This is a genomic window from Aporhodopirellula rubra, assembly GCF_014192335.1.
In the GTDB taxonomy this organism is placed as follows: domain Bacteria; phylum Planctomycetota; class Planctomycetia; order Pirellulales; family Pirellulaceae; genus Rhodopirellula; species Rhodopirellula rubra.
This window is the reverse complement of sequence record NZ_JACHXU010000012.1, coordinates 132,441-154,768: the sequence shown is the minus strand read 5'-3', so window position 1 is coordinate 154,768 and position 22,328 is coordinate 132,441. Positions and strand designations below refer to the sequence as shown.

23 protein-coding genes are annotated in these 22,328 nt (G+C 55.7%); 8 read left to right on the top strand and 15 right to left on the bottom strand.

What is annotated here, in order from left to right:
- The first annotated feature begins 82 nt into the window (after positions 1 to 82).
- From FHS27_RS31655 to FHS27_RS17140, 5 genes are all read left to right on the top strand, one after another.
- A complete protein-coding gene (locus FHS27_RS31655) occupies positions 83 to 340 on the top strand; it encodes a chaperone NapD (RefSeq protein ID WP_184306116.1) in 258 nt (85 codons plus the stop codon).
- On the top strand, positions 337 to 2,781 hold the full coding sequence (locus tag FHS27_RS17155) for a molybdopterin-dependent oxidoreductase (RefSeq protein ID WP_184306115.1): 2,445 nt from the start codon (positions 337 to 339) through the stop codon (positions 2,779 to 2,781). The genes FHS27_RS31655 and FHS27_RS17155 overlap by 4 nt, the downstream gene beginning before the upstream one ends.
- Entirely contained in the window at positions 2,778 to 3,572 is a 795-nt protein-coding gene (locus FHS27_RS17150; RefSeq protein WP_184306114.1) for a nitrate reductase cytochrome c-type subunit, read from the top strand. The genes FHS27_RS17155 and FHS27_RS17150 overlap by 4 nt, the downstream gene beginning before the upstream one ends.
- Positions 3,569 to 4,384 (top strand): 4Fe-4S dicluster domain-containing protein, encoded by an 816-nt coding sequence (locus tag FHS27_RS17145; RefSeq protein WP_315854600.1) that lies wholly within the window; start codon positions 3,569 to 3,571, stop codon positions 4,382 to 4,384. The genes FHS27_RS17150 and FHS27_RS17145 overlap by 4 nt, the downstream gene beginning before the upstream one ends.
- A gap of 65 nt (positions 4,385 to 4,449) precedes the next feature.
- Positions 4,450 to 4,740, top strand: a complete 291-nt coding sequence (locus tag FHS27_RS17140) for a hypothetical protein (protein WP_184306113.1) — start codon at positions 4,450 to 4,452, stop codon at positions 4,738 to 4,740.
- A gap of 42 nt (positions 4,741 to 4,782) precedes the next feature.
- Here FHS27_RS17140 and FHS27_RS17135 read toward each other — a convergent pair whose 3' ends face one another.
- From FHS27_RS17135 to FHS27_RS17115, 5 genes are all read right to left on the bottom strand, one after another.
- Entirely contained in the window at positions 4,783 to 5,364 is a 582-nt protein-coding gene (locus FHS27_RS17135; protein WP_184306112.1) for a hypothetical protein, read from the bottom strand.
- A gap of 142 nt (positions 5,365 to 5,506) precedes the next feature.
- Complete coding sequence (locus tag FHS27_RS17130; RefSeq protein WP_184306111.1) at positions 5,507 to 6,127, bottom strand: macro domain-containing protein; 621 nt, start codon at positions 6,125 to 6,127, stop codon at positions 5,507 to 5,509.
- Between the two features lie 280 nt (positions 6,128 to 6,407).
- Positions 6,408 to 7,052, bottom strand: a complete 645-nt coding sequence (locus tag FHS27_RS17125; RefSeq protein WP_184306110.1) for an MOSC domain-containing protein — start codon at positions 7,050 to 7,052, stop codon at positions 6,408 to 6,410.
- Positions 7,045 to 7,530, bottom strand: coding sequence for a DinB family protein (locus FHS27_RS17120; RefSeq protein ID WP_184306109.1), 486 nt, complete (start codon positions 7,528 to 7,530; stop codon positions 7,045 to 7,047). Before FHS27_RS17120 ends, FHS27_RS17125 begins: the two co-directional genes overlap by 8 nt.
- Before the next feature lie 78 nt (positions 7,531 to 7,608).
- Positions 7,609 to 8,298 carry a putative signal transducing protein gene (locus FHS27_RS17115; RefSeq protein WP_246419972.1) on the bottom strand — a complete coding sequence of 230 codons (690 nt, stop codon included), beginning with the start codon at positions 8,296 to 8,298 and terminating at the stop codon, positions 7,609 to 7,611.
- Between the two features lie 196 nt (positions 8,299 to 8,494).
- Here FHS27_RS17115 and FHS27_RS17110 point away from each other — a divergent pair, with 196 nt between their 5' ends.
- Complete coding sequence (locus FHS27_RS17110; RefSeq protein WP_184306107.1) at positions 8,495 to 9,811, top strand: thymidine phosphorylase; 1,317 nt, start codon at positions 8,495 to 8,497, stop codon at positions 9,809 to 9,811.
- Between the two features lie 67 nt (positions 9,812 to 9,878).
- Positions 9,879 to 10,541: a tRNA (adenine(22)-N(1))-methyltransferase gene (locus FHS27_RS17105; RefSeq protein WP_184306106.1), complete on the top strand. Its 663-nt coding sequence runs from the start codon at positions 9,879 to 9,881 to the stop codon at positions 10,539 to 10,541.
- Between the two features lie 44 nt (positions 10,542 to 10,585).
- On the opposite strand, the gene FHS27_RS17100 is transcribed toward FHS27_RS17105, so the two are convergent.
- Genes FHS27_RS17100 through FHS27_RS17070 form a run of 7 tightly spaced genes read right to left on the bottom strand, consistent with a single transcriptional unit; the run spans position 10,586 to position 17,689 of the window.
- A complete protein-coding gene (locus FHS27_RS17100) occupies positions 10,586 to 11,812 on the bottom strand; it encodes a LegC family aminotransferase (RefSeq protein ID WP_184306105.1) in 1,227 nt (408 codons plus the stop codon).
- A gap of 1 nt (position 11,813) precedes the next feature.
- Positions 11,814 to 12,797, bottom strand: a complete 984-nt coding sequence (locus FHS27_RS17095) for an SDR family NAD(P)-dependent oxidoreductase (protein ID WP_184306104.1) — start codon at positions 12,795 to 12,797, stop codon at positions 11,814 to 11,816.
- Complete coding sequence (locus tag FHS27_RS17090; RefSeq protein WP_184306103.1) at positions 12,794 to 13,882, bottom strand: nucleotidyltransferase family protein; 1,089 nt, start codon at positions 13,880 to 13,882, stop codon at positions 12,794 to 12,796. Before FHS27_RS17090 ends, FHS27_RS17095 begins: the two co-directional genes overlap by 4 nt.
- A gap of 29 nt (positions 13,883 to 13,911) precedes the next feature.
- On the bottom strand, positions 13,912 to 14,652 hold the full coding sequence (locus FHS27_RS17085; RefSeq protein ID WP_184306102.1) for an acetyltransferase: 741 nt from the start codon (positions 14,650 to 14,652) through the stop codon (positions 13,912 to 13,914).
- Complete coding sequence (gene neuC, locus FHS27_RS17080; RefSeq protein WP_184306101.1) at positions 14,649 to 15,875, bottom strand: UDP-N-acetylglucosamine 2-epimerase; 1,227 nt, start codon at positions 15,873 to 15,875, stop codon at positions 14,649 to 14,651. Before neuC ends, FHS27_RS17085 begins: the two co-directional genes overlap by 4 nt.
- Positions 15,872 to 16,933 carry an N-acetylneuraminate synthase gene (gene neuB / locus FHS27_RS17075; RefSeq protein WP_184306100.1) on the bottom strand — a complete coding sequence of 354 codons (1,062 nt, stop codon included), beginning with the start codon at positions 16,931 to 16,933 and terminating at the stop codon, positions 15,872 to 15,874. The genes neuC and neuB overlap by 4 nt, the downstream gene beginning before the upstream one ends.
- A 33-nt stretch (positions 16,934 to 16,966) precedes the next feature.
- Positions 16,967 to 17,689: an acylneuraminate cytidylyltransferase family protein gene (locus tag FHS27_RS17070; RefSeq protein WP_184306099.1), complete on the bottom strand. Its 723-nt coding sequence runs from the start codon at positions 17,687 to 17,689 to the stop codon at positions 16,967 to 16,969.
- 239 nt (positions 17,690 to 17,928) lie between these two features.
- Here FHS27_RS17070 and FHS27_RS17065 point away from each other — a divergent pair, with 239 nt between their 5' ends.
- On the top strand, positions 17,929 to 19,380 hold the full coding sequence (locus tag FHS27_RS17065; RefSeq protein ID WP_184306098.1) for a capsular polysaccharide export protein, LipB/KpsS family: 1,452 nt from the start codon (positions 17,929 to 17,931) through the stop codon (positions 19,378 to 19,380).
- Between the two features lie 731 nt (positions 19,381 to 20,111).
- Here FHS27_RS17065 and FHS27_RS17060 read toward each other — a convergent pair.
- The 3 genes from FHS27_RS17060 to FHS27_RS30815 form a co-directional block, all read right to left on the bottom strand.
- Positions 20,112 to 20,558 carry an adenylyltransferase/cytidyltransferase family protein gene (locus FHS27_RS17060; RefSeq protein ID WP_184306097.1) on the bottom strand — a complete coding sequence of 149 codons (447 nt, stop codon included), beginning with the start codon at positions 20,556 to 20,558 and terminating at the stop codon, positions 20,112 to 20,114.
- A 92-nt stretch (positions 20,559 to 20,650) separates the two neighbouring features.
- Positions 20,651 to 21,385: a class I SAM-dependent methyltransferase gene (locus FHS27_RS17055; RefSeq protein WP_184306096.1), complete on the bottom strand. Its 735-nt coding sequence runs from the start codon at positions 21,383 to 21,385 to the stop codon at positions 20,651 to 20,653.
- Positions 21,386 to 21,467: 82 nt separating this feature from the next.
- Positions 21,468 to 22,202, bottom strand: a complete 735-nt coding sequence (locus FHS27_RS30815) for a LicD family protein (protein ID WP_221225172.1) — start codon at positions 22,200 to 22,202, stop codon at positions 21,468 to 21,470.
- Between the last annotated feature and the right edge of the window lie 126 nt (positions 22,203 to 22,328).

The window sequence follows — 22,328 nt, the reverse complement described above, 5'->3', positions numbered from 1 at the left end:
TAATTGTATACCCTGTGGTGCAGGTTGTTGGGAACTGTAATTCGCACAAAAACTCACACACTTTTCTGAAAGCCTAACACAAGTGCCAGTCAGCGGGCTCGTCGTTACGTTCAATTCGCCGGTGGATCGGCACCGTGAGACAATTGAGTTATTAGAAAACGTACCCGAAATCGAAACGGGTGACTTCAGAAACGGTAAGTTGGCGATAGTCGTGGACTCACCAACACGACAACGCGATCAAGAGATTTGGGATTGGGTACGGCAAATGCCAGGCGTCATCGACGTGGCAGTCGCTTTCGTCGGTTTCGATGACGGTCAGATTCACACAGGGGATGAATGATGGATGCGAAACGGCGTAGCTTTATGAAAGCCACCGCGATGGCGGCGGCCTGTTCGATGGTCGCGAGCGATGCGGATTTCTCTCTGCCGGTGCTCAATGCCGACGATGGCCTGCCTGATGGCGATGGTCTTATGTGGAACAAGGCACCGTGTCGGTTCTGCGGAACCGGTTGCCATGTGCAGGTCGGTGTCGAAGACGGTCGCGTCGTTGCCATTGCGGGCGACAAAGCGGCGGACGTCAACAAGGGCCTCCTGTGCGTGAAGGGATATCACGTCGGAGGCATTCTGTATGGCAAAGATCGATTGACGAAACCGCTGCTGCGTAAAGACGGCGAGCTCACGGAGATTGAGTGGGACGAGGCGATTGATATCGTTGCGAAACGGATCATGGACGCGCCCGATAAATTCGCGTTCTACGGCAGTGGACAGTGGACGATTCCCGAAGGTTTCGCCGCTCAGAAGTTCATGAAGGGAGGACTCGGGAACAACCATATCGACCCGAACGCGAGGTTATGCATGGCCTCGGCGGTGACCGGTTTCTTGGCAACGTACGGCGTCGATGAACCGGCAGGTTGTTACGCCGATCTGGATGAGTGCGACGTGCTGATCACATGGGGGAATAATCCTGCCGAAATGCACCCGGTATTGTTTTCTCGCGTGACGGACCGGCGTTCGCGCGGGGAAACTGTTCGTATTATCGACATCGGAACGCGTCGAACACGAACAACTGATGCGTCTAACGATTACCTGGAGATGAAACCGCACGGTGACGTGGCGATCTCGTTAGGGATCATGCATTTGCTAATCGAAAACGACAGCTACGACAAATCGTTTGTCGCCAAACACTGTAATTTCCGCGGCGACGAAGCGGACACGCCCACGTTGCACGGTGAAGCGATCACCGAAGAAGAGTTTCGTAAACGGATCGCGAAGTACACACCCGAGCACGTGGAAGAACTCTCGGGCGTTCCCGCGGACAAAATTCGCATGCTGGCCGAGTTGTTCGGAAACCATGACATCCGCATCACGTCGCTGTGGTGCATGGGCATGAATCAACACACGATGGGAACGGCAATCAACTCGCTCGTTCACGGCGTGCACCTGCTCAGCGGTCACTTCGGCCGACCCGGCGACGCACCGACGAGTCTTACCGGGCAACCTTCAGCGTGTGGAACGGTTCGTGAAGTCGGAACGTTGGCACACGCGTTACCAGGGGGACGCTTGGTTGCTAAACCGGATCACCGGGCGCAGTGCGAAGAATTGTGGAACGTTCGCGAGGGTAGTATCAACCCCATGCCTGGATACCACACGGTGAAGATGTTTGAGCAGTTCACCAAGCCGACGTCCGAAGGCGGTGACATCAATACGCTGTTCGTGCAGGTGACCAATCCAGGCCAAACGTTGCCTAATCTCAATACGTTATTTAACGATAAAGAAGGCCTCGAAGACAAATTCTTGATTGTCTCGGAAGTCTATCCGACTGCGACGACACGGCTCGCCGATTTGATTTTGCCGGCCGCCTTGTGGGTGGAAAAGAACGGTATGTTTGGCAACAGCGAACGCCGAACGCAGCAATGGTTCAAAATGGTCGATCCTCCCGGAGAGGCACGCGACGATTGTTGGATGACGATCGCGATCGCTCATCGGCTGTTCGAACTCGGCCACGAAGGAATGAAGAACAAGGACGGCGAGTTCATTTTTGCCGTGAAGGATGACAGCGGAGAAGAAATCCCGGTTTGGGAGTTTGAGCACTACTACGACACGAACGTCGATAAGCATTTGTTTGAGGAGTATCGCGCGTTCACGACGATGAAGCACAAGAACCTCGCGCCGTACGAAGAGTACGTCGCCGCACGAGGGTTACGCTGGCCCGTCGTCGAACAACCCGATGGTTCGTGGCGAGAAACCAAATTCCGTTTCTCCGGATTCGATGATCCGTTCGTTGCCGAAGGACAAGAGTTTGAGTTTTATCACTCGTCCTCGAACGACGGGCGGGCTCAGATTTGGTTCCATGAATACGCACCGCCACCGGAAAAGCCCGACGCCGAGTATCCCTTCTGGTTGTGCACCGGGCGTGTGCTCGAGCATTGGCACACGGGAACAATGACTCGCCGGGTTTCGCAACTCAGCCGCGCGATGCCGACGTCGTATGTTGAGATGCACGCTGAGGATGCCAGAGCGGCAAACATTCGCCAAGGCGAAACGGTTGTTATTGAGTCGCGACGCGGCGTTTGCGAGTTGCCGGTATGGATCGATGGACGCGGGCGTCCGCCACGTGGGACGATCTTTGTTCCGTTCTTTGATGAAACGAAACTTATCAACAATTGCACGCTCGAAGCGCACGATCCGTTTTCGAAACAGCCCGACTACAAAAAATGTGCTGTGAAGGTCGTTAAAAAGTCGGCGGTCCAAGCGGCTCCGGATGAGATGGTGCATTCATGAACAAGCGAATCACGACCATCTTTCTGTCGCTCGTCATCGCTGTGGCGGCGATCGGCTATTTCGTCGGGATCGGCGACGGCGTTCCACTGCCCGATGGATTTCATGATTCACCGTTGGTCGACCACGAACTAAAACATGCGGCATCCGGCGACGCGAAACTGATCGAAGCGGTTAGCTACGCGGAGATTGCCGATGCAGAGATGGGGCCAACCGAGTCATGGCAGTTGACCGCCAAGACGTTGCCAACGCAGACATATGATTTGTTCGCCGAAATCAAACCGAGCGAAGAAGAGAAGTTGGCGTCTAGCCAAACACGGTCTTCTCGACGTGCCTACAACGGAGCACCGCCAATCATCCCGCACGCGATCGAAAACACTACCGATGCGGCATGTTATTCGTGTCACAGCAACGGGATGAAAATGGGGAGTCTCAAGGCCAGCGTGATGTCGCATCAGTTCCTCGCCAACTGTACCCAGTGTCATGCACCGATGGCTCCGCCGCCGTTTCAAAACGTGGACGCCCGCGTGAGCACAACGTTTGTCGGTTTGCCAGCACCAAAGGCGGGCAAGCGGGCGTTTCCCGGTGCCCCGCCGACGATCCCGCATTCGCAGTGGATGCGAGAGAACTGTCTCGCGTGTCACGGTGGCGGCAACGGCTGGGCAGGCATGGAGTCGACGCACCCGTGGCGATCAAACTGCACACAGTGTCACGCACCGTCGGCGTCGCTCGACCAAGCGATCGTATCTGAGACGATTCCCATGCTGCCACCACTGGAAGTTGCCAAAGAGTGACGACGCATTCGGAAAGCGAAAGCAACGATAAACCGAATCTTGCCACGCGGATTTGGCAATCGTGCATTCGGTTTGTGCGTCGCGGATTGTCGTTTTGTTTCCCGCAAGAAAAGCAGCATTCGAGTAAGCGTAAACGACCGCCGGGGCTAAGTCGGCGAGACCTTTTCCAGGGGCGCCTGTGGAAATCGGTTCGCCCGACGCAGTTCGCGCCGCTGGTGACTCGGTATCCGAAACCGGTTGTCGACGAGACTCCGATTTCGAAACCACGCAGTGTCAACGGGATCAATATCGATCCGGTTCCCGCTACCAATCTCGGGATCACGTCGCGGTCGAAGCCGGTTCCTGTTTTCCGTCCACCCGGCGCGATTGATGAAGCTCAGTTTTTGGTTGGATGCACGCGTTGCGGCGACTGCATCGCAGCCTGCCCGTACGACGCCATTCGCACGGCGTCCGACCGATACGGGAGTGTTGCGGGCTCGCCCGTGATTGAGGCGGATACGCAGGCGTGCATGATGTGCGAGGATTTTCCTTGCATCACGTCATGCAAGCCGGGGGTGCTGGTCGAATCGATCCCGAAGGTGATGGGAACGGCGAGAGTGACCGAGCATCTCTGTTTGGCACACCACCATACGACGTGCACCGTGTGTAGCGAACGATGTCCCGTCGAGGGTGCGCTCACGGTAACGGACGGCAAACCCACTGTCGTCGAAGACGCCTGCACCGGATGTGGTGTCTGTCGCTACGTATGTCCTGCACCCGAAAATGCTATCCTGCTGATGCCTGCATTGGCTCGCCCAGGAATTCAGCGTTGACGTTCAGTCTCGCGCCGAGGGTCCCCACTCCGTGATTTACACTCCCCGACAGGAAGCCCGACTCCATGCTCGACGATGAACCGCTTCCCGAAATACTTCAGGCCGAGTGGGCGGGTGATCAAGTGAGGGCCCTGTTCGCGGATCTTGCCGCCGGTGCCGACGTTCGGCACGTACAAATGCGTACGCCGGAGACCGACGGCACGGTGTCACTAGCCGAAGCAGAGTCGGCGTTTGTTGCCGGTCAGGCGATCGCGATCCAAGTACGCTATGTGTTCGAAAGCGAAATGTGGTGTGACACCATCATGCCCGGGAACCCAACAACCAAAATTATCCGCAATCGCTTGCCCAACGGCTGAAAGAAGACGGAGGAAGCCGAAGAGTTGGTCGTCGTGCTGAGGTCATTGAAGTGCTGTGATGGTGACGACGACGATCCAGGATTCAGTGCCGCTTCTTGCGACAAGTAGCCGCTGTTCGCCGAGCTTGTATTGTTGTTCGGCGTGAGCGGTGTTGGTGAGTACGTCGGGTGGCGAGGCGTCGGTTCCCTCACCGGACAAACGTGCGGTTGAATAGTTGATGTTGGCGATCACGCCTTGCTCGTGAAGGGCAAGATTGACCTGCAGGGTGCTGCCAATGCTGATCTGTTCTGTTTGCTGAATTGTCCTGTCTCGACTGATCGTCGTTCCCGTGACCACGGAAACGCGTTTGCCGAACTGCGCCATGCTCTCGGTTCCCGCAATCACGGTTATTTGGATCGATTCGAACGGAGTCGCCTTCTGTTTGCGAATCGTTTCGAGCGTTTCTTCTTCCGTTGTCCCGATCTGAACATTCTCGTCGAGGCGAAATTCGGAAAGCTTGACGAGGAATTGTGTTTGAGTCTGCGACGCGACCGGTTGGAGATCACCAGAGCCCGCTTGTTCGTCGGCAGATGCTGATCCGGTGCAAGCGAAAAGGAGCGGCAGGCAAAGCAATAAACGTTTCATTTGTGATTTCTCGGTTGAGTGAAGGAAGCGAACGGCAATCGAGTGTCAAGCATAACATTCGCTTCCAAATAGGCGGGGGCAAACAGGAAGCAAATCTGTGAAGGGCTCTCACTGTGCGGGACAGTGGTGTCGTTCTGTCACTTCATCGCGTGACTTGATGTTTGCCGTCGTAATGGATCGCACGCTGTCGGGCAGCAACCATGTCCCAGTCCATGCGATGGGGCGGGCTGAGATAGTGACGGTAGGCAACCGCCATTTGCCTCGCGACTTCAGGGAACGGCACGCCGCCAAAGCCAGCACCCATGGCGGGGAATACGACCGATTCGATTTGCGTTTGGCTCGACGCTTTGTGGCGATAGACGGCAAGCAGTGATGCCCACGTTGCGGCATACACCTTGTCAGTACCCTCGATGGAACCGGGAACACGCATGGTCGGCGAGTGAGCAATGAACGGATAGTTGGGATTCCCGGTCGGTTCAATGAATGACGTGCCTATGGGTTGCTCGCCGAGATATTCGTCCATGATTCGCGTTTGCACGCGGCGCATCAGGTCTTCGCCGTGGAATCGGATCACCGCCGCATCGATGCCAGCGTTCATGATTCCGAATGCGTTTGCAGCAGTGACGAAACAATCGTGCGGCGGCAAGTCTTCGAAGCGGGATTGAATTACCGTAACACGAGGCAGGCCGTTAAAGCGGTCACGGAAGGCATCGCACATTTCCGCTTCGGGATGGATGAGCCACAGATCGATCGGTAGTGCCATTAAGTTGAGATTCTCCAAGTGATAGAACGACGGCAGGTTGGCAGGCCTTCGGGGGTGATTGATCTTACCGCAGAATCGGCCGGCAATGCAGGTTCAACGCAACATCGATTCATAGAAAGACATCAGCCACCGAGGACAGGGAGAGCACCGAGAAGAGGGTAGGTGGGATTCTCAGCGACGCTTGTGTTTTCGGTGGCTCAGCCGTCCACGCACCGTTTTCGCCGTTGGAGCTAACGGAACTGGCTGGGGCGTCGACTGAGAAGGGGCCTTTGCGTAGCGATTATCGGTCGAGCGTTTCTTGCCAGGATTTGGATAGCTCGGGGCAAGCGGCGAGGTGGCGATCGTCTTCGCTGCGTCGCGGTTTGGCGAACATGACGTCGTTGGCGAAGTCGACTGTGAACTCGGGATGGAGTCGCTCGGTGAGCGTCATTGTTTGGCCGGCTTCGATTTCGCCTTCTTGAAGGACTCGCAGATACCAACCCGTCATGCGGGTTTGTTGAACGCGGACGGCGAGTTTGGGAATGCCCCAACGCTTTGACAATTTCCAGCACGGTTGGCGTGGTTGTGAAATCTGCAGGACACAACTCCCGACTTCAAAGACATCGCCGATGCAGACGTCTTTCCCGGTGACGTTCGCCAGTGTCAGGTTTTCGCCGAAGGCTCCGCCGTTCCACTCAATTTGCGGGAACTCCGCGGCCCAGTACTGATAGTGCACGTGAGGGTAGGCCAATACGGCTTTGTCGCGGCCACCGTGATGGACGAGGTCCGATTGCCGGTCCCCGTCGAGATTGGTGAAGTTGACACGGACTGGTCCTTCGACTGAATCTTTGATGATTGCAGAAGTCCATGATTTATCGGGACTCTCATCGCTGAAATCGCGGGGTTGGCCGACTTGGATCGCGGTGACTCGGATCGGATTAACCATATAAGTGCGGCGTCTCGATGCCGTTGGTTCGTAGGTAGACGAGCACGTGAGCCCGGTGGTGTGCGACGTGGCTGATTATGTACATGCGATAAATCATGTAGCGAGAATGGGTCAGGACGGCTTGCCCGCCAATGAGCAGCGACCATTCATCCTCGAGTGAATCGATCGGGAATTCCGCGAGGATTTCTTTGGCGGTTTGCACGTTCGAATCAAACGCAGCGATCGTGTCCGCGATGGTTGCCATTTCGGGAGTCGTGTGCGGCGGACCATCGGGGGGCGCGATATCAAAGACATCTTTCCGCAAAATGACATCCGCCCAACTGGGGATGTCGGCGAGGTGACTGACGTTCCAGCGAACCGAGTGAAGTGACTCGTCGGCTTGGTAGTCCATCAATGCGTCGGGCGTGATCTTGAGAACGCTGCGAGTCAGGGCGGTCTCGAGATCAAATTCCTGCAACATCTGCGAACGTAAATCCATAGGGGATTCCTGAGCGACGGGGTGAGTGAAACGAGAAGGTGTGGACGGAAAACCGCGACCGTTTGCGAACGGAGTATTCTAAGAGCTGGCGGAACCGAGATCGCGTTTTCGTTCGATGTCCGCGATGCAATTTTGGGTGTACGTCGAGTGTTCAGGCCAACGTTCGGCGATTTGATGGTAGGCGTTGATTGCCGAATCCCATTCTCCGGTCTCATCGAGCTTTGCGGCCGCGTCGAGTGCGTCGTCTTCGTTGTCGGGCATCGCAGCCTGAGTCAATTCGGGTTCCGGTTCGCCGAAATCGAAGTCTTCGGGCCAATCGAATGTACCGACGTCCATAAAGACATGACATTTCGGGCAACTCTGAGTCGTGCCGTCTTGCGAAGCCGGGAATTCGCTCACCGTGCCGCATTCTTCGCATTGCGAGGCGATGGGATCGGCGTCAGCGATGTCGGACAGGCGGCGCTTTTTCTGAGTTTCGAATTCGGCTAGTAACTCGGTCGCACGTTGGGCGTCCGTTCGTTCAACGAATACTTGAGGTTTGTGAATTTGGCTCATCGTCCCAAACGCGAAGGCGCCTGCGCCCGAGTTGTCTTCGACCGCGTAAGCATCAATGTTGTTCGATTCGAGCCACGTCACCACGGAGTGTGCCTCCAGGTTGCCGTTGGCGTTGTAGACCATGACCGGATCGGTGAGAGTCGGAATGTTGGCGTCCGGTGATGGTGTGGGAGGCTGCGGTTGAGCAGAAGATTCAGAGGGTTTGTTTTCCATCATGGACTCCAATGCAAAAAAATGAATCAGGCGATGACAACGATTGAGTGCTGTTCGCAGAGTACCGTCATTGGGATGCGAAATGGAGCCCCAATTCGAGTTCACCGGGCCATTCGGTGCCGCCGAGCGATCAACTATAACTGATATCACTCGTTGTGAATCCAGCAGTGAACTCCAAATTCGAACGTTCGCCACTATGCTTTGCACCACCCTGATCCGCAAGAAACGCCAAGGGCTCACCCTCGATGCAGACGAGTGGCAGTTCCTGGTTCGTTCGTACTGCGACGGTGGTGTCACCGATGCGCAGATGGCGGCGATGGCGATGGCCATCTGTATTCGCGGGTTGACCCCCGAAGAAATCTCTTGCCTGACAAGCGAAATGTTGGCCAGCGGGACCCGATTGCCGCGGGCGAGCGACCGTCCTCGAGTGGACAAACACAGCACGGGTGGGCTCGGTGACAAAGTGTCATTGATCCTCGCGCCGCTGCTCGCGAGTGTGGATTGCGACGTGCCAATGATCAGCGGTCGGGGGCTGGGGCGGACCGGTGGGACATTGGATAAACTCGAATCGATCGAAGGTTTTCAGACCTCATTATCGATCGAGCAATCATCGAAAGTGCTCGCGGAGGTCGGGGCATTCATTATCGGGGCCGATGAAAAAATCGCTCCGGCGGATCGACGTTTGTATGCATTACGCGACGTCACCGCGACGGTCGAATCGGTCGGTTTGATCACAGCGAGCATTCTGAGCAAAAAATTGGCGGCGTCGCTCGACGCGTTGGTGATGGATGTGAAAGTCGGCAGCGGTGGTTTCATGCCCACTCGCGGCGAAGCGACCGAGTTAGCGGAAAGTCTTGTCCGTGTCGGCGGCCAAGCGGGGATGTCGACCCGAGCGATCCTGTCGGACATGGACCAGCCGCTCGGGGTCGCGTTTGGCGCCGCCATTGGCAACGCCATCGAGGTGAATGAAGCGATTGAGGTGTTGAGCGAAACGGATGAGGACGGGGCGTGGAATCCACTTCGTGAACTCACGATCGCATTGTCGGCGTCCGCGCTGATACAGGTTGGAATGTTCGATGATGGAGCGGCCGCCGAAAAGTGCTTGCGTGAGCGATTGGCCAGTGGCCAGGCGATGGAGCGATTCGAGCGGATGGTCAACGCACAGGGTGGTCGATTGAACGGGCCCTTGCCGCTCGAGCGTCAACGTGACTATTTCGCTGATCAAGACGGATACGTCGAATCAATCAACTGTCCGGCGATCGGTGATGCGATCATCGCCGCGGGCGGCGGTCGGAAATCTGGCGGTGAATCGCTCAACCATCGCGTGGGAATTCGAACGTGTGTTCGGATCGGAGACGAAGTGGAAAAGGGACAGTTGCTTTTTTCAGTTTACGACGATTCCGATTCGATCGCAGATTCCATCGACGCAACGTCCGAGCCCTGGGTGACATTGACCGACTTCCCGGTCCCCGCCAATGATTTGATCCTCGAAACCATCCCAAAGACATCGTAAATCACTGCAACCCGCAACCTATCGCCTGTCACCTGCAACCTATCACCTTCGCTTCCTCTCCCTTCCCTTGCCTCACCTCGATCAACGTCTCAAAATCGTCGCACGCCAAGTTCGCTGCGGCACCCATGCCGACATCGGATCGGACCATGGGCATTTGCTCAAAGCCCTCTTAGCGTCCGGCCGGATTGAGCGTGGGATCGCGATCGAGAATAAGGTTCAACCTTATGCGAATTCACAGGCGACGCTGGCCGGATTCAATGCCGAGGTGCGATTGGCGGACGGGTTGGCGGGACTGGCGAGTGGAGAAGCCGACTGTTTGAGTATTTGTGGGATGGGTGGGGAATCGATCGTTCGAATTTTGGATGCGTATCCGGACCGCGTCCCCGACACCGCGATCTTTCAACCCAACCGCAAACCCGAATTGGTGCGAGCTTGGGCACTGCGGAGCCAATACAACCTTGTCGATGAGACAATCGCTCACGGCCACTGGCGATACGTCATCCTGCGTTTCGAGCGTCCAGGGAACAGGCAGCAAACGCACGAGGACCCTGCTTACGACGGCCTTGATCGAGATGCCGCATTGCTGTTTGGGCCTCATCAACTCCGCCACCGGACCAGCGAATTCCTCACCGCACTGCGTGAAGAACAGGCCTATCTCACATCGCTCAATCGCCTCGGTGAGGAGGCCGCCAATCGTCTCGCGGTGATCACGCGAATACTCGCGGAGTAGTACGCGACCGTTCGTCGACGTGAGGCTGAGTTGCGAGAGATCCGCTATCTCGCCGGCGGTACTAAGCCGACGCTGCTGGGCAGGCATACGGTTCGCTCGGCGATGTCCCGACTGACGGCGAGATCGGAGCGAGGGCACGTCGAATAGATCGGCAAATCGCTCAGCAATTCCCACATGGGACGGGTCATCAAGCCGGCTTCGTTGGTCTTTTGCAACACGGTGTCGCGTCGGGACAGCGGCGAGTTGGGTGTTCTCGCGAGCAGAATCGCATTGAGCCAAAAGTTGCTGGACTCGCCTTCCCACTGGTCAACGAAATTCGCTGATTGGCTGTTTGCGAATTGACTTCGGTATCGGTTTGCTAAGGATTGTTTGCGTTCACGGAAGTCAGGGAACCGCTCGAGTTGAGCGCATCCCATCGCCGCGTTCAAATTTGGCATTCGGTAGTTGAAGGCGATCTCATCGTGGACGTATCGCCACGGGTGCGGCTGTTTCGCCGTCGTCGTGAGATGCTTGGCTCGCGCGGCGGTTGCTTCGTCGTTGGTAAGAATCGCACCTCCGCCGCCGGTGGTCATGATTTTGTTGCCGTTGAAACTGAGTGCACCGGCGACGCCGAACGTGCCCGTGTGCTGTCCGTTGCAGAACGTGCCCAAAGACTCCGCGGCGTCTTCGACGATCGGCAGGCCGAATGTTGTTGCGGTCGCTTGCAAGGCCTGCATGTCCACGCTGTGTCCGAGCGTGTGCATCGGCACGATTGCGGAGATCCTGCGGCCGGTGACGCGGTTGATCAATCGATCGCCATCGACGCTGGTAATTTCGCTGAGATAAGTCGCCAGTTTTCCAGCGTCCATCCCAAGCGTACGGTATTCGGTGTCGACGAAATGGGGGATCGCGCCGCAGTACGAAATCGCGTTCGCAGTGGCCACAAAGCTGAGTGCCGGGCAGATGACTTCGTCGTCGCGTTCGACGCCCGCGAGCAGCAGACTGACGTGCAGAGCGGCGGTTCCGTTGACCGTCGCTACGGCAAATTTAGATCCTGTATATCGAGCGAGGTCTTGTTCGAATTGATCGACATATTTGCCGACGGAGGATACCCAACCGCTCGCGACGCAGTCGGCGACGTAGCGTTGTTCGATGTCACCCAGATTGGGTTCATGGAGGGCAACGAAATCGGACGTCTGCACGACTGAGCGGACACGTGAAACGATGTCGTTGGCGATCGCTTCGTTCGTATCGGCATCAGAGTCCTTGGCGGTTGCAATGGGTTGGTTCATCTTAGACCGTATACTCGCCGGCACGGAAATGGCTCAGGTTTTGTTTCATCCAATCGATCGTTTCTTGAACGCCTTCTTCTAGCGTCAGTTCGGGCTGCCACTTCATCTCGCGTTTGGCGAGGGAGTTGTCCGAGAGCAGTCGATTGACTTCGCTCTTTTCCGGACGCAGGCGTTCGTTCTCGCACACGATCTCGCATTCGACGCCACAGAGGCGGCAAACCATCTTTGCGAGGTCGCCGATCGAGATCTCGGTGCCGGTGCCAAGGTTAATCGTTTGGCCTTCGATGCCCTCAGCAGTCGCGCCGCAAAGGAACCCGTTCACGGTGTCGGACACGTACGTTAGATCTCGCGTCGGAGTCGTCGCCCCGAGTTTGATCGTATTGCTGGTCAGGGCTTGGGTGATGATTGTCGGCAAGACCGCTCGCGTGGACTGTCGCGGGCCGAACGTGTTAAAGGGCCGGATCGTGACGACCGGGATATCGAATGATCGGTAGTAGGATTCGGCCAATTTGTCGGCTGCGATTTTGGTCGCTGAATATGGCGACTGTCCCTGCAACGGGTGTTCTTCGTCGATCGGAACTCGCAATGCCGTGCCGTACACTTCGCTGGTGGACGTGTGCACGATTCGTGGCGTTTCGAGCATCCGAGCGGCTTCGAGGACGTTCAGCGTGCCGTCGATATTGGTTCGGACATAAGAATCGGGCGCGACGTAGGAGTACGGAATCGCAATCAGTGCAGCGAGATGTAGCACGGTATCGCAACCTTCCATCGCCCGTCGGACGTTTCCACTGTCGCGAATATCGCCCGCGAAAATTTCCATGTCAGTGGCCAGCGGTGAATCCTGCAACCATCCGTGGTGATTGCTCGAACCGTAGCGAACCATCGCTCGGACGTTGGCGCCTCGGCGAACCAACTCTTCGGCGAGGTGGCTACCGATAAATCCACCGGCTCCGGTGACCAGAACTTGTTTGTTTTCCCAACTCATGCTGCCCACCTTTTGGCCTGGATGTCTAATTGTGCTTGTTCGAAGTCTTCGTGTTGGCCGATGTCCAGCCAGTATTCGATAACGGGGAAACTAACAACTTTCTTGCCGTCGGCAATGAGTTGTTCGATCAGATCGGTCATGTCAAAACGCTGGTCCGCCGGTATCAGTTTCTTTGCTTCAACACCGACCAAATAGATTCCGGCGTTAACTAGGAATTCCATTTTGGGTTTCTCTTTGAGCCGTCTTACTTGCCCGCCTTCGGACTCGATCACGCCGTAGGGCACTTTGAATTCGTACTGGCGAACGCCTACGGTCATATCGGCGTCGTGTTCGTTATGGAAGTCGATCAAGGCTGAAAAGTCGACTGCCGTCAGGATGTCACCATTGATCACGATCAACGGATTGTCGTCATCGCGAACGAGGTTCAAACTGCCCGCGGTGCCGAGGGGCTGTTCTTCGGCGACGTAACGGATGTCGACACCGAAGTCGCTGCCGTTGCCAAAGTGTTGTTGGATTTGCTCGGGCAGATAATGAGTGGTGAAGTGCACGTCGCGAATGCCGCAATCACGGAGACGGGCGACGGTTCGTTCGAGCAGCGGTTTGCCGCCGACGGGCAGCATCGGTTTGGGAGTGTTGTCGGTGAGAGGACGCAAACGTGTGCCGAAGCCACCGGCCATCACGACCGCTTGAACGCTCGGTTGATTTCGTTCGGAGCGTGCCAGTGTGTCGCGTGCCAGTCCGACAACGCATTGGTTTTCGTCCACCAATGGCAAGTGTTTGACTTGCGCGAGAATCATTTGAGCTTCGATTTCCACCAGCGTTGAGGTGGCGTTGGCGGTGACGGGTTGCTGTCCCGAGCGGACTTTTCGTCCGTATAACTGCCACAGCGGCGCGTCGAGGTCGACGTTGTCCAAGATTGCCCGGCGGACGTCGCCGTCGGTGATCGTGTCGAGTAGCCGTCCGTCACTTTCACAGAGCAGCACGATACCCATCGCGGTCTGATCAAGCCGTCGCATCGCGTCACGGAGGCAATCGCCCGCGTGAGCTTTGATCGGTTCACAATCGTTGATTCGTTGAATTGTCATTTTGGGGGATCGTCAATTTGTACGAGACGTTAAGCCGCTTGTGAATGCAAAAGTTGTCGAGCCGGATTGCCAACGACTGTCCGGCCATCGGCGATATCGCGAGTGACGGTGCTGCCAGCGCCGACGACGCAGTCCTTGCCGATTCGAATCCCAGGAAGGATCACACTGCCCGCGCCAATGAGCGAACCGGAACCCACCTGTACGCCGCCGCATAACACGCAGCCGCTCGCGAGATGAACGTGATCGCCGATGATGCAGTCGTGTTCGACAGTCACTCGGTGGTTGATCAAAACGTTGTCACCGAGTGCAGCACCCGCGGCGAGGATGCTGCCGCCTAAAACGTGAACGCCATTCCCGATCGTGACGGCGTGTTCACGGATTGTTGTCGGGTCGATCAATGTCGGGAAAACGAATCCCAACATGGAGAGACGCTTGTAGAGCGAAGTGCGGACAGCCGTGGAGTTCGCCGTGCCGACGCAAATCGCCGCCTCCGGTTGTCGATGTGTCAGTGTCGCGCCGTGGTGATCGTGGTGGAGTTCGCGTTCGAGGTTCGCGTAGTACGACGTCTCGTCTTCGTACACGATAGGAACGCCGTCGAGTGTCGATTGCGTCTGAGGAGCGGTTTGTCGATCGAGCAAACATCGCATTTGGAAACCACACCGGTTTGCCAAAGCGATGACGACTCGAGCGTGTCCGCCGGCGCCGAATCCGGTTAACGATCCGCGAGCAGTCTCGGCATGCTGTGGTTGTGGAGATGATTGGTACATCATGCGACCTTCGTAATCGGGTGTGATGACGGGCGATGCGGTGTTGCCGGGAGATCGAAGAACGGTTTCCGCACCGACAAGGGACGCTGCATCAGTTTTCGCAGCGTTCCGACAATGTGGTCACTGGCGGTCCCGTCCCCGTAGGGATTTTGCAAGGTTTGAAGGCCCGAGCGAAATTGAGGCGAGCTGACTTTGGTGATGGCGGCTTTGATAGCTTCGGAATCGAATCCCACGTCCACTACGTTTTCCGCGTGGATGCGTCCCTGTTGACGTTCGCCGATGTTAACAACCGGAAGACTGAACGAAGCCGCTTCGATGATCCCACTGGACGAATTGCCGACCATGGAGGCGGCGTGATGAAGCAGGCTGAAGTATCCTTGTGTTCCGAGGTTCGCGACGAGGCGAACCCGGTTCGGACGGGCGTTTGTAAATTCCGTCCACTGTTCGAGGATTGCTTGATTGCCTGGATCTGCATTCGGTTGTGAGATCACCATCGGTACGTCGAGATCGCTGATCGCATCGATCAGGTATCGGACCTGTGTCAGTGAATCTCGATCGCAGAGAGTTTCGGGGTGAAAAGTGATCGACAGAGGACGTTGGTCGAGCGATAGGTCGAGTTTGGTTGCAAGTTGATCGATCGACCAGGGGGCGAAGTCCGCGAGATGATCGAGACCCGGTGCTCCACTGACGAAAACGCGGCGAGGATCTTCGCCCATTTGGATGATTCGATCCGCGTAGGCTCGTGTCGAGGCGAAGTGCACGTGGCTGAGTTTGGTGATGCTGTGCCGATAACTTTCGTCGATGGCACCTTGTGTGATTTCGCCGCCATGCAGATGGATGATCGGAATGCCGAATGGCACCGCGGCGACGGCGGCGGCGTGCATTTCGAAACGATCTCCGAGCAGCATGATCGCATCGGGTTTGAGTTGGTCGAACGCTTTGGCGAATCCTTGGATTGCTTCGGCGCATCCGATGGCAACGCCAACCGCATTGTCCGTTTGATCGGTGATGGGAACCTCGGCATCGATTGAGAATCCTTCACTCACGATCCAATCGGCCGTGTGTCCGTGTCGGTTGCTCAGGTGAGCGGCGCCGGCGACGACGAGCGGTTGTGCCCAATCGCTGGCGGCGATCTTTCTCAAGACGGGGAGGTAAATTCCAAAGTCGCTGCGGGCAACGGTAACCGTGGCAATCCGAACGGGATGAGGCGAAGCGTGATCGGTCATGCCACGTCCTCCAGGCGAAGCAGTTCACCTTCGGCGATGTCGATCTTGGTGCGTCGCGACAGCAGGAATGGCTTCATGCTCGGTGGCAAACCGGTGCCGGGGCGTTTGATCGCGAGCAACGATTCGGTCAGTTCGGCACCGGCGGGGATGTGCGTTGCGGCGACGAGGCTCTTGCGGGCCGCTCGAGCGGTTTCCTTTTCTGCGCTGGTCGCTTGCTTGACTCCCGTGCCCAAGGCGGATTCGACAGTGCGAATGCTCTTGATCAGTTGAACGAGTTCGGACGGTTCCAGTGATGCTTTGTGATCAGGGCCGGGGAGCGTGCGATCGAGCGTAAAGTGCTTTTCGAGCACGCAGGCGCCGAGGGCCGCTGCCGCAACGCTGATATCGATTCCCATCGTGTGGTCGGAATATCCAACCGGGTGTCCGAATGCCGATCGCATGGTCGCCATCGCTCGCAGGTTCACGGTCGCCGGATCCGCCGGGTAATTGCTGACGCAGTGCAGCAGGACAAAGTCTTGATTGCCTGCGGATTCAATCGTATCGACGGCGACTTCGACATCACCGAGGCTGCACATTCCCGTCGAAACGATCAGAGGCAATCCCTTGGACGCGACATGGGCGAGGAACGGCGTGTTGGTCATCTCGCCCGATGGGATTTTGAAGACGTCGACGCCGAGTTCGACCAGCAGATCGACGCTGGGTTCGTCAAATGGTGTCGACATGAAGTGAATGCCGCGTGATTGGCAGTGACCGATTAATCTTTCGTGATCGTCGCGGGAGAGTTCGAGTTGTCTGAGCATCTCGAGTTGAGATTGTTTGATGCCGAGATTCTTCTGTTGGTAGGCGGCTTGCGGGGCGTCCTTGGTGACGAGCTGAGTGGACTCGAAGGTTTGGAACTTCACCGCGTCCGCGCCGGCATCCGCCGCACAGTCAATCAGCTCGAATGCCCGTTCGATTGAACCGTTATGATTCACGCCGGCTTCGGCAATGACGAAACATCCGTGACCTTCGCCTACAAAACGATCGCCGACGCGAATAGCGGTGGAAGTCGAGAGCATGGGGATCATCCTTGAAAATTGCGACCGCCGAACTTAGGCAGCCTTCCTGATTGGTGGCTGTTGGTTTTGAGAGTACAGAAACTCAGCCAGCTTCAGATCAAACTCGGTGTCGATATCAACGGCTCGCTCGGCGGGAATTTCGATCGCCCGGGCATCGCAGTCGAAGATGGAATCGAACTGAAAAATCGGATCACGCCGGGCCGCATAAGCGACCGCCGTCAGTTCATAGACCTTCGGTGCGTCTTGGCGGCGTGCGACGTTGCCGTTGGGTTTCGCGGCGAGTTCGGCGGCACCGTTCTCCGCGATCGTGATCATGTTGAAGTACGGATTGCACGAAGCATCGGTCGCTGAGAGGACGATGTCGCCATCGCCGGCAACCAACGCGTCGACGGCGCGGTCGATGTCTGATGGAATTCGCAGCGGGCAGGTCGGTGGGATGCTGACGAAGACGTCCAACCGTTTGCCATCGATCCTTTCCATCTGCTCAATCGCGTGCCGCCACGCGAGCCTCTCGGGAGCGGTGTCGGTGGCCAATTCGAGCGGTCGCATGAAGGGGACTTCAGCGCCATGTTTTCGGGCTTCGTGGGCAATTTCCAGACTGTCGGTCGAGACGATCACGCGATCAATCGAACGACTCTGCAGGGCCGTCTCAATTGCATGGGCGATCAGCGGTTTGCCATCGAGCAACCGAAGGTTCTTATTGGGAACGCCTTTCGATCCGCCACGTGCGAACACAAATCCGAGAGTGTGGAGCATGTTGGTTTGTTTGGGGGGAATGGCCCGGTTTGTTGAGATTGGCAACTTTAGAGACGTCCCTGTTTCACAGCAAGATCGAAAGTCCCTGCTTCTGGGGGGGCGTGGACGGTATTGCGACAGATGACGCGTTGCGATAATCTCCGCGAATACATGAGGTTGGTGAAAGGAGTTCACCGGTAGAGAGTCGTCTCGAGATTCCATGGGAATGCGGTACGCTCTCGCAATCAGGATCAGATTACATGGACGTTATCCCAATCGGCGACAAAGATGCTCCATCGTCAGATGGGCAGAAAATCCTGGTACACGCGGCGTACCCGCTGTGGCGGAAACACCTTGTCGTGACGCTGGCCCGGGCCAAAGAACTCCAGGATGGCGGCAATGAGGTAACGGTCAGTTACTGCAACGCATCCGCCGGCACGTGTGCAGTCAATTTCAACGGAAATCCAGTCGCCTGCACCATCTGTCAGGCCCGGGTTCGCCGGACCGCGGAGGCCGCCGGGCTCAAGACCGTTCCGCTGGAAACGAGCGAAGCGAAGACGAGCGAACTGCCCGTGTTAACCTATTCGGAAGCACGTGAGGTCGTCGAAGGAGTCAACAGCGGTGTGATTTCGACGTTTCGAACGATGCCAGATGAATACGACGATATCCCGGTGATCGATCGGATCCGTCGGAAATACTTCGCGACCGCGTCTCGGCTTTTGAAGTCGATGAAAAACTTGGTGGGTGCGATCCAGCCTGACACGATCGAGGTTTTCAATGGGCGTCACGCGTGCTCGAAAACAGCGATCATTGCTGCGAAATCGTTTGGGCGAACGTTCAATACGTTAGAGGTGACCGCACGCCAGCAGCCGATCGTGCACCTGGGCCATTTAGTCCATGACCGAAAAGGAATTCAACGCCGCGTGATGTCGCAGCCTGCCGACATGGACGTTGCCGAGACGTATTATTCAAACCGCCGTCGTCCTTCGGGCAACAAGTTCGCAAAGAAGCACAAGGAAGAATTTGTTGCGCCGAAAGTCGATGGGTATCGTCGAACCGTTAGCATTTTCCTGAGCAGTCAGGACGAATTCGCGTCGCTCGGTAAAGAGTGGGAGTCACCGTTCAGTGACTACGCACCCGTCGTTCACGCGGCATGTGTTGCCTATCCCGACTATCAGTTTTGCGTTCGGTTCCACCCCAACCAAGCCGACGTGGCCAGTGATATCCTGTCGCCGTTCGAAGCCACCGCAGCGTTGCCAAATGTGAAGATTTATTACCCGACCGATCAGGTGAACTCGTATAGTTTGATGGATTGGAGTGACGTCGTGGTCACGTTCGGATCGACGATGACGGTGGAAGCCTGTTGGGCGGGCAAGTCCGTGATCATGTTAGGTCCTTCGTATTTTGACGAACTCGACGTGTCGCATAATCCCGAAACGTGTGAGGAATTTGTTGAGTTACTCGCACAAAATCTGCCAGCCAAAGATCGTCAAAACGCTGCCCGTTTCGCGTACTATCAGTGCTTCGACCAAAACCCACTGCGATACGTCAAAACCGGAAAACGGCTGGAACCGATCGGGTTCCGCGTACGACACCCCTGGCTCGGCCAGCTCGCCCGATCGTCCGACGACATCCTCTGCAACGTCATCAAAGCCTGGGCAAAACGAGCGGTGAAGGCCAATCAATCGACGAAGAAATCGAAGGCTGCTTAGACTTTTGCCGATCTGAGTTTCAGATGCTTCATCTGGCAACGAGGCGTTTCACCGTCAACTCGCTTGACGTAATCTCGCAAACTATCTCTTCGCAGGCACCTGAGTTTTCGTGCATGAGACGATTCAATGAAATGTGAATGAGTGATGACAAGTTATTGCTATCGCTCAGGAGGTCTCTCTCGGATACCGCTCTCAGTGATAAAGCATTACGAAAGTTGCTCTCTGCTAATCACGGTGCCAACATCTAAAGAACTCGACGAAACGGCGGTTCGCAGTCATTCGAAAAATTGCCGTGCCGAATTTGTCAAATTGGAGACAGTCGCTCACACCGGCTTGCATCGATTGTCGATTGTTTGCTGCTTCGCGAACTGGGATGGACGTCAGTCGGCCGTGTAGCAATTCCTAATATCGATAAACAGGTAACGAGTTTCCTATCATGGCGTTCTGGTTCTCGGTCGGGCTTACCTTCCAAACGGTTGCTATAAGAACGCAGCGGGATTCCGCCGCGAGGAGCAGCCGACGGTCAGAAGACGCCGGGCGAAATTGTTTCGGCGGGCGGTGACAACGTGTTTCAGTGCTGTGATCGTTGTGCAGTCACGTCGTTTATCGGATAGTTGCAGGCCGATTCACCCCGGTTGTGGCTTCCTTCTCGCTCGGCCGTGCAAGAATGCGACGCCTTATTGCGCGAATTATCTGTGGTGGCCTGGGGAACGCACCAAAAGGCAAGACTGCTAAGCAACTTTCTTGTCGCTCGAGGGAAGTTGTCCGTGGGTGCTAGGAGAAATGGTCCTTGTTATGAATCGACGAATCGCAGTTGAAGAGATACCTTCGGTACGAGGCAACTCCACTACACTTCGACCGTGTTCTCTGCACCAAGCGAAAATCCTCTGGAAACGCGGGGCAACGTTGTCTGGCCCATGGCAGAGCACGTCAAAGTCGATCTGTCGAACCAATTCTTCCATACGTTCATAAAGAATGACTTCGTCTACAAACCGAAGAGATTTGATGATCCGCTTACGTTCTTCTGGAGAATAGAAGTAGTCGACTTCCTTCATGTTCTCCGAATCCTGATGGACGCCAACTGTCAAGAAGTCGCCCTGTGCACTCGCCTTTTCGATGACGGTGAAGTGACCAATATGAAAGAGGTCAAAGCTGCCACAGAGGAGAACCTTCTTCATTGCTTTATTCCCAAAGTACTTCAAAACATGAGACCTGAATATGTTCCAAACGTGAGGTCCTTGACACGCCCTGCTTTTTGCCCGTCACTAGTCTATTTCGACTTCAGTAACCAGAAACGTTGGTTGGTTTCCTCGCGGGCACCCAATTCTTTTGTCAAAAGCAAATCAGTCTGTTGGATTTGGAAATCCGGCAAGTGTTTTTGAAAAAAAGTCTCGTACTCCTGAGCCGTTCGATAGACCGCGTTGTAGTCAACCGCGAGTTCTTCCGAAGGGAAGTCCTTCAGCGTGAGTCTTGATTCCATGATGGAAATCGATTCACGGAAATAGATTTGAGGATTCGGACTCACCATTGAGGCGACCGCCTCAAACAGTGGTTGTAGGTCCTCGTCATTCAGATAGACGCACAATCCGTTGATGATTACGAGATCGTATGGCGGGTGAAGTTGGTCCACCTGGATGTCTGTTGCGGACATTTGGGTGAATCGAACGTTTTCTGCACCCGGAAATAGTTTGCGGGCCTCAGTGACATAGTTTTGCGTGAAGTCAATTCCATCGTACAGTGCAATGGAATCCGCGAGGTTTCCGGCCCAACGACCGAGTCCGCAGCCGACATCGAAAATTCGATAAGACTGCGACAAATCGAGCAAGGAACTCAGTACCTGCATTTCGTTTTGGTTTCGCAGTTCCGCAATGCCATCATCTGGATTCGCTCGCATCATTACCGATGCGAGCGGATTCTCAGTAGAGAAGCGACTTTCGTAAAATGCATGCACATTCTCAGTGTTTATCTTGGTCTGAGTGCCATAAATCCTGCTTTCCGATTTCATTTTCTTCTTCCATTTTTTCGTGCCAATTCGGCACGTTTGTTCGAGAATCTCTGCTTGCGTTTAGAATGAACGGTTGACCGAACTATGCTGCCCTATTTCGGCGTTGCAGGAATTTGTTTGCTTCTTCCTCGTTTTCAAACCAATCAACTTTGCCACCGTGGCTCCACTGTCCGTCGAGTGGAGGCCAGGATTGAAAGTTGACTCCGTATGACTTGGTTAGAATCACGTCTGGTTTTTGCGGCACCATGAACGAATGGCCTTCAAAATCAGCTTCCTTCAGAGGGAAGAGGTCGCATGTATTGAGTTCAAAGTTGAGGACGCCATTAAAATTGGACTTCCAAATGTTGGCGGCTTTGTCTTCATCGAAGGTGAAAATATCAACGACAGGAGTTAGCATTTTCCCGCCGACATACTGTTCAGTCTGTCGTTTTTTCTTGACGGTTTTGGTCCCAATCGCAAACGAGCATTTGCAGACATTGATCGTTTTGGATGAGGGACGTTCGTAAATTGCGAATTCGTTTCCGTTGTCACAACTACGCAAAATTTCTATTAATTTGGCTCTGTCTGCGACTGGCATGCTGATATCGATGTCGTCGTCCCATGGGATGAAACCCTTGTGTCGGACCGCTCCTAATAGTGTTCCGCCGTCCAACCAATATTGCAGGCCGTTGTTGCGGCATATGCGATCAATCGCCACAAGCGTGCCCAATCCGGCTTCCTGGACCTTGCGTTCGCTGCCCGTTGCCGGCAATGCCTCATCTACGGGATAGATTGACGCCAACATCGCTTGCAAGTGATCCACCTTTTCGTGGAGCACGGCGTTGGAATGACGAAGCAAAAACTTACGAGCTCGCCGGCGTCTTCTCCGTCCTGGAATCAGAGCACACGCGAGACGTGCAAATATTTGCTCGAACATAGACTTTTCCTACGACATTGTCTTGGA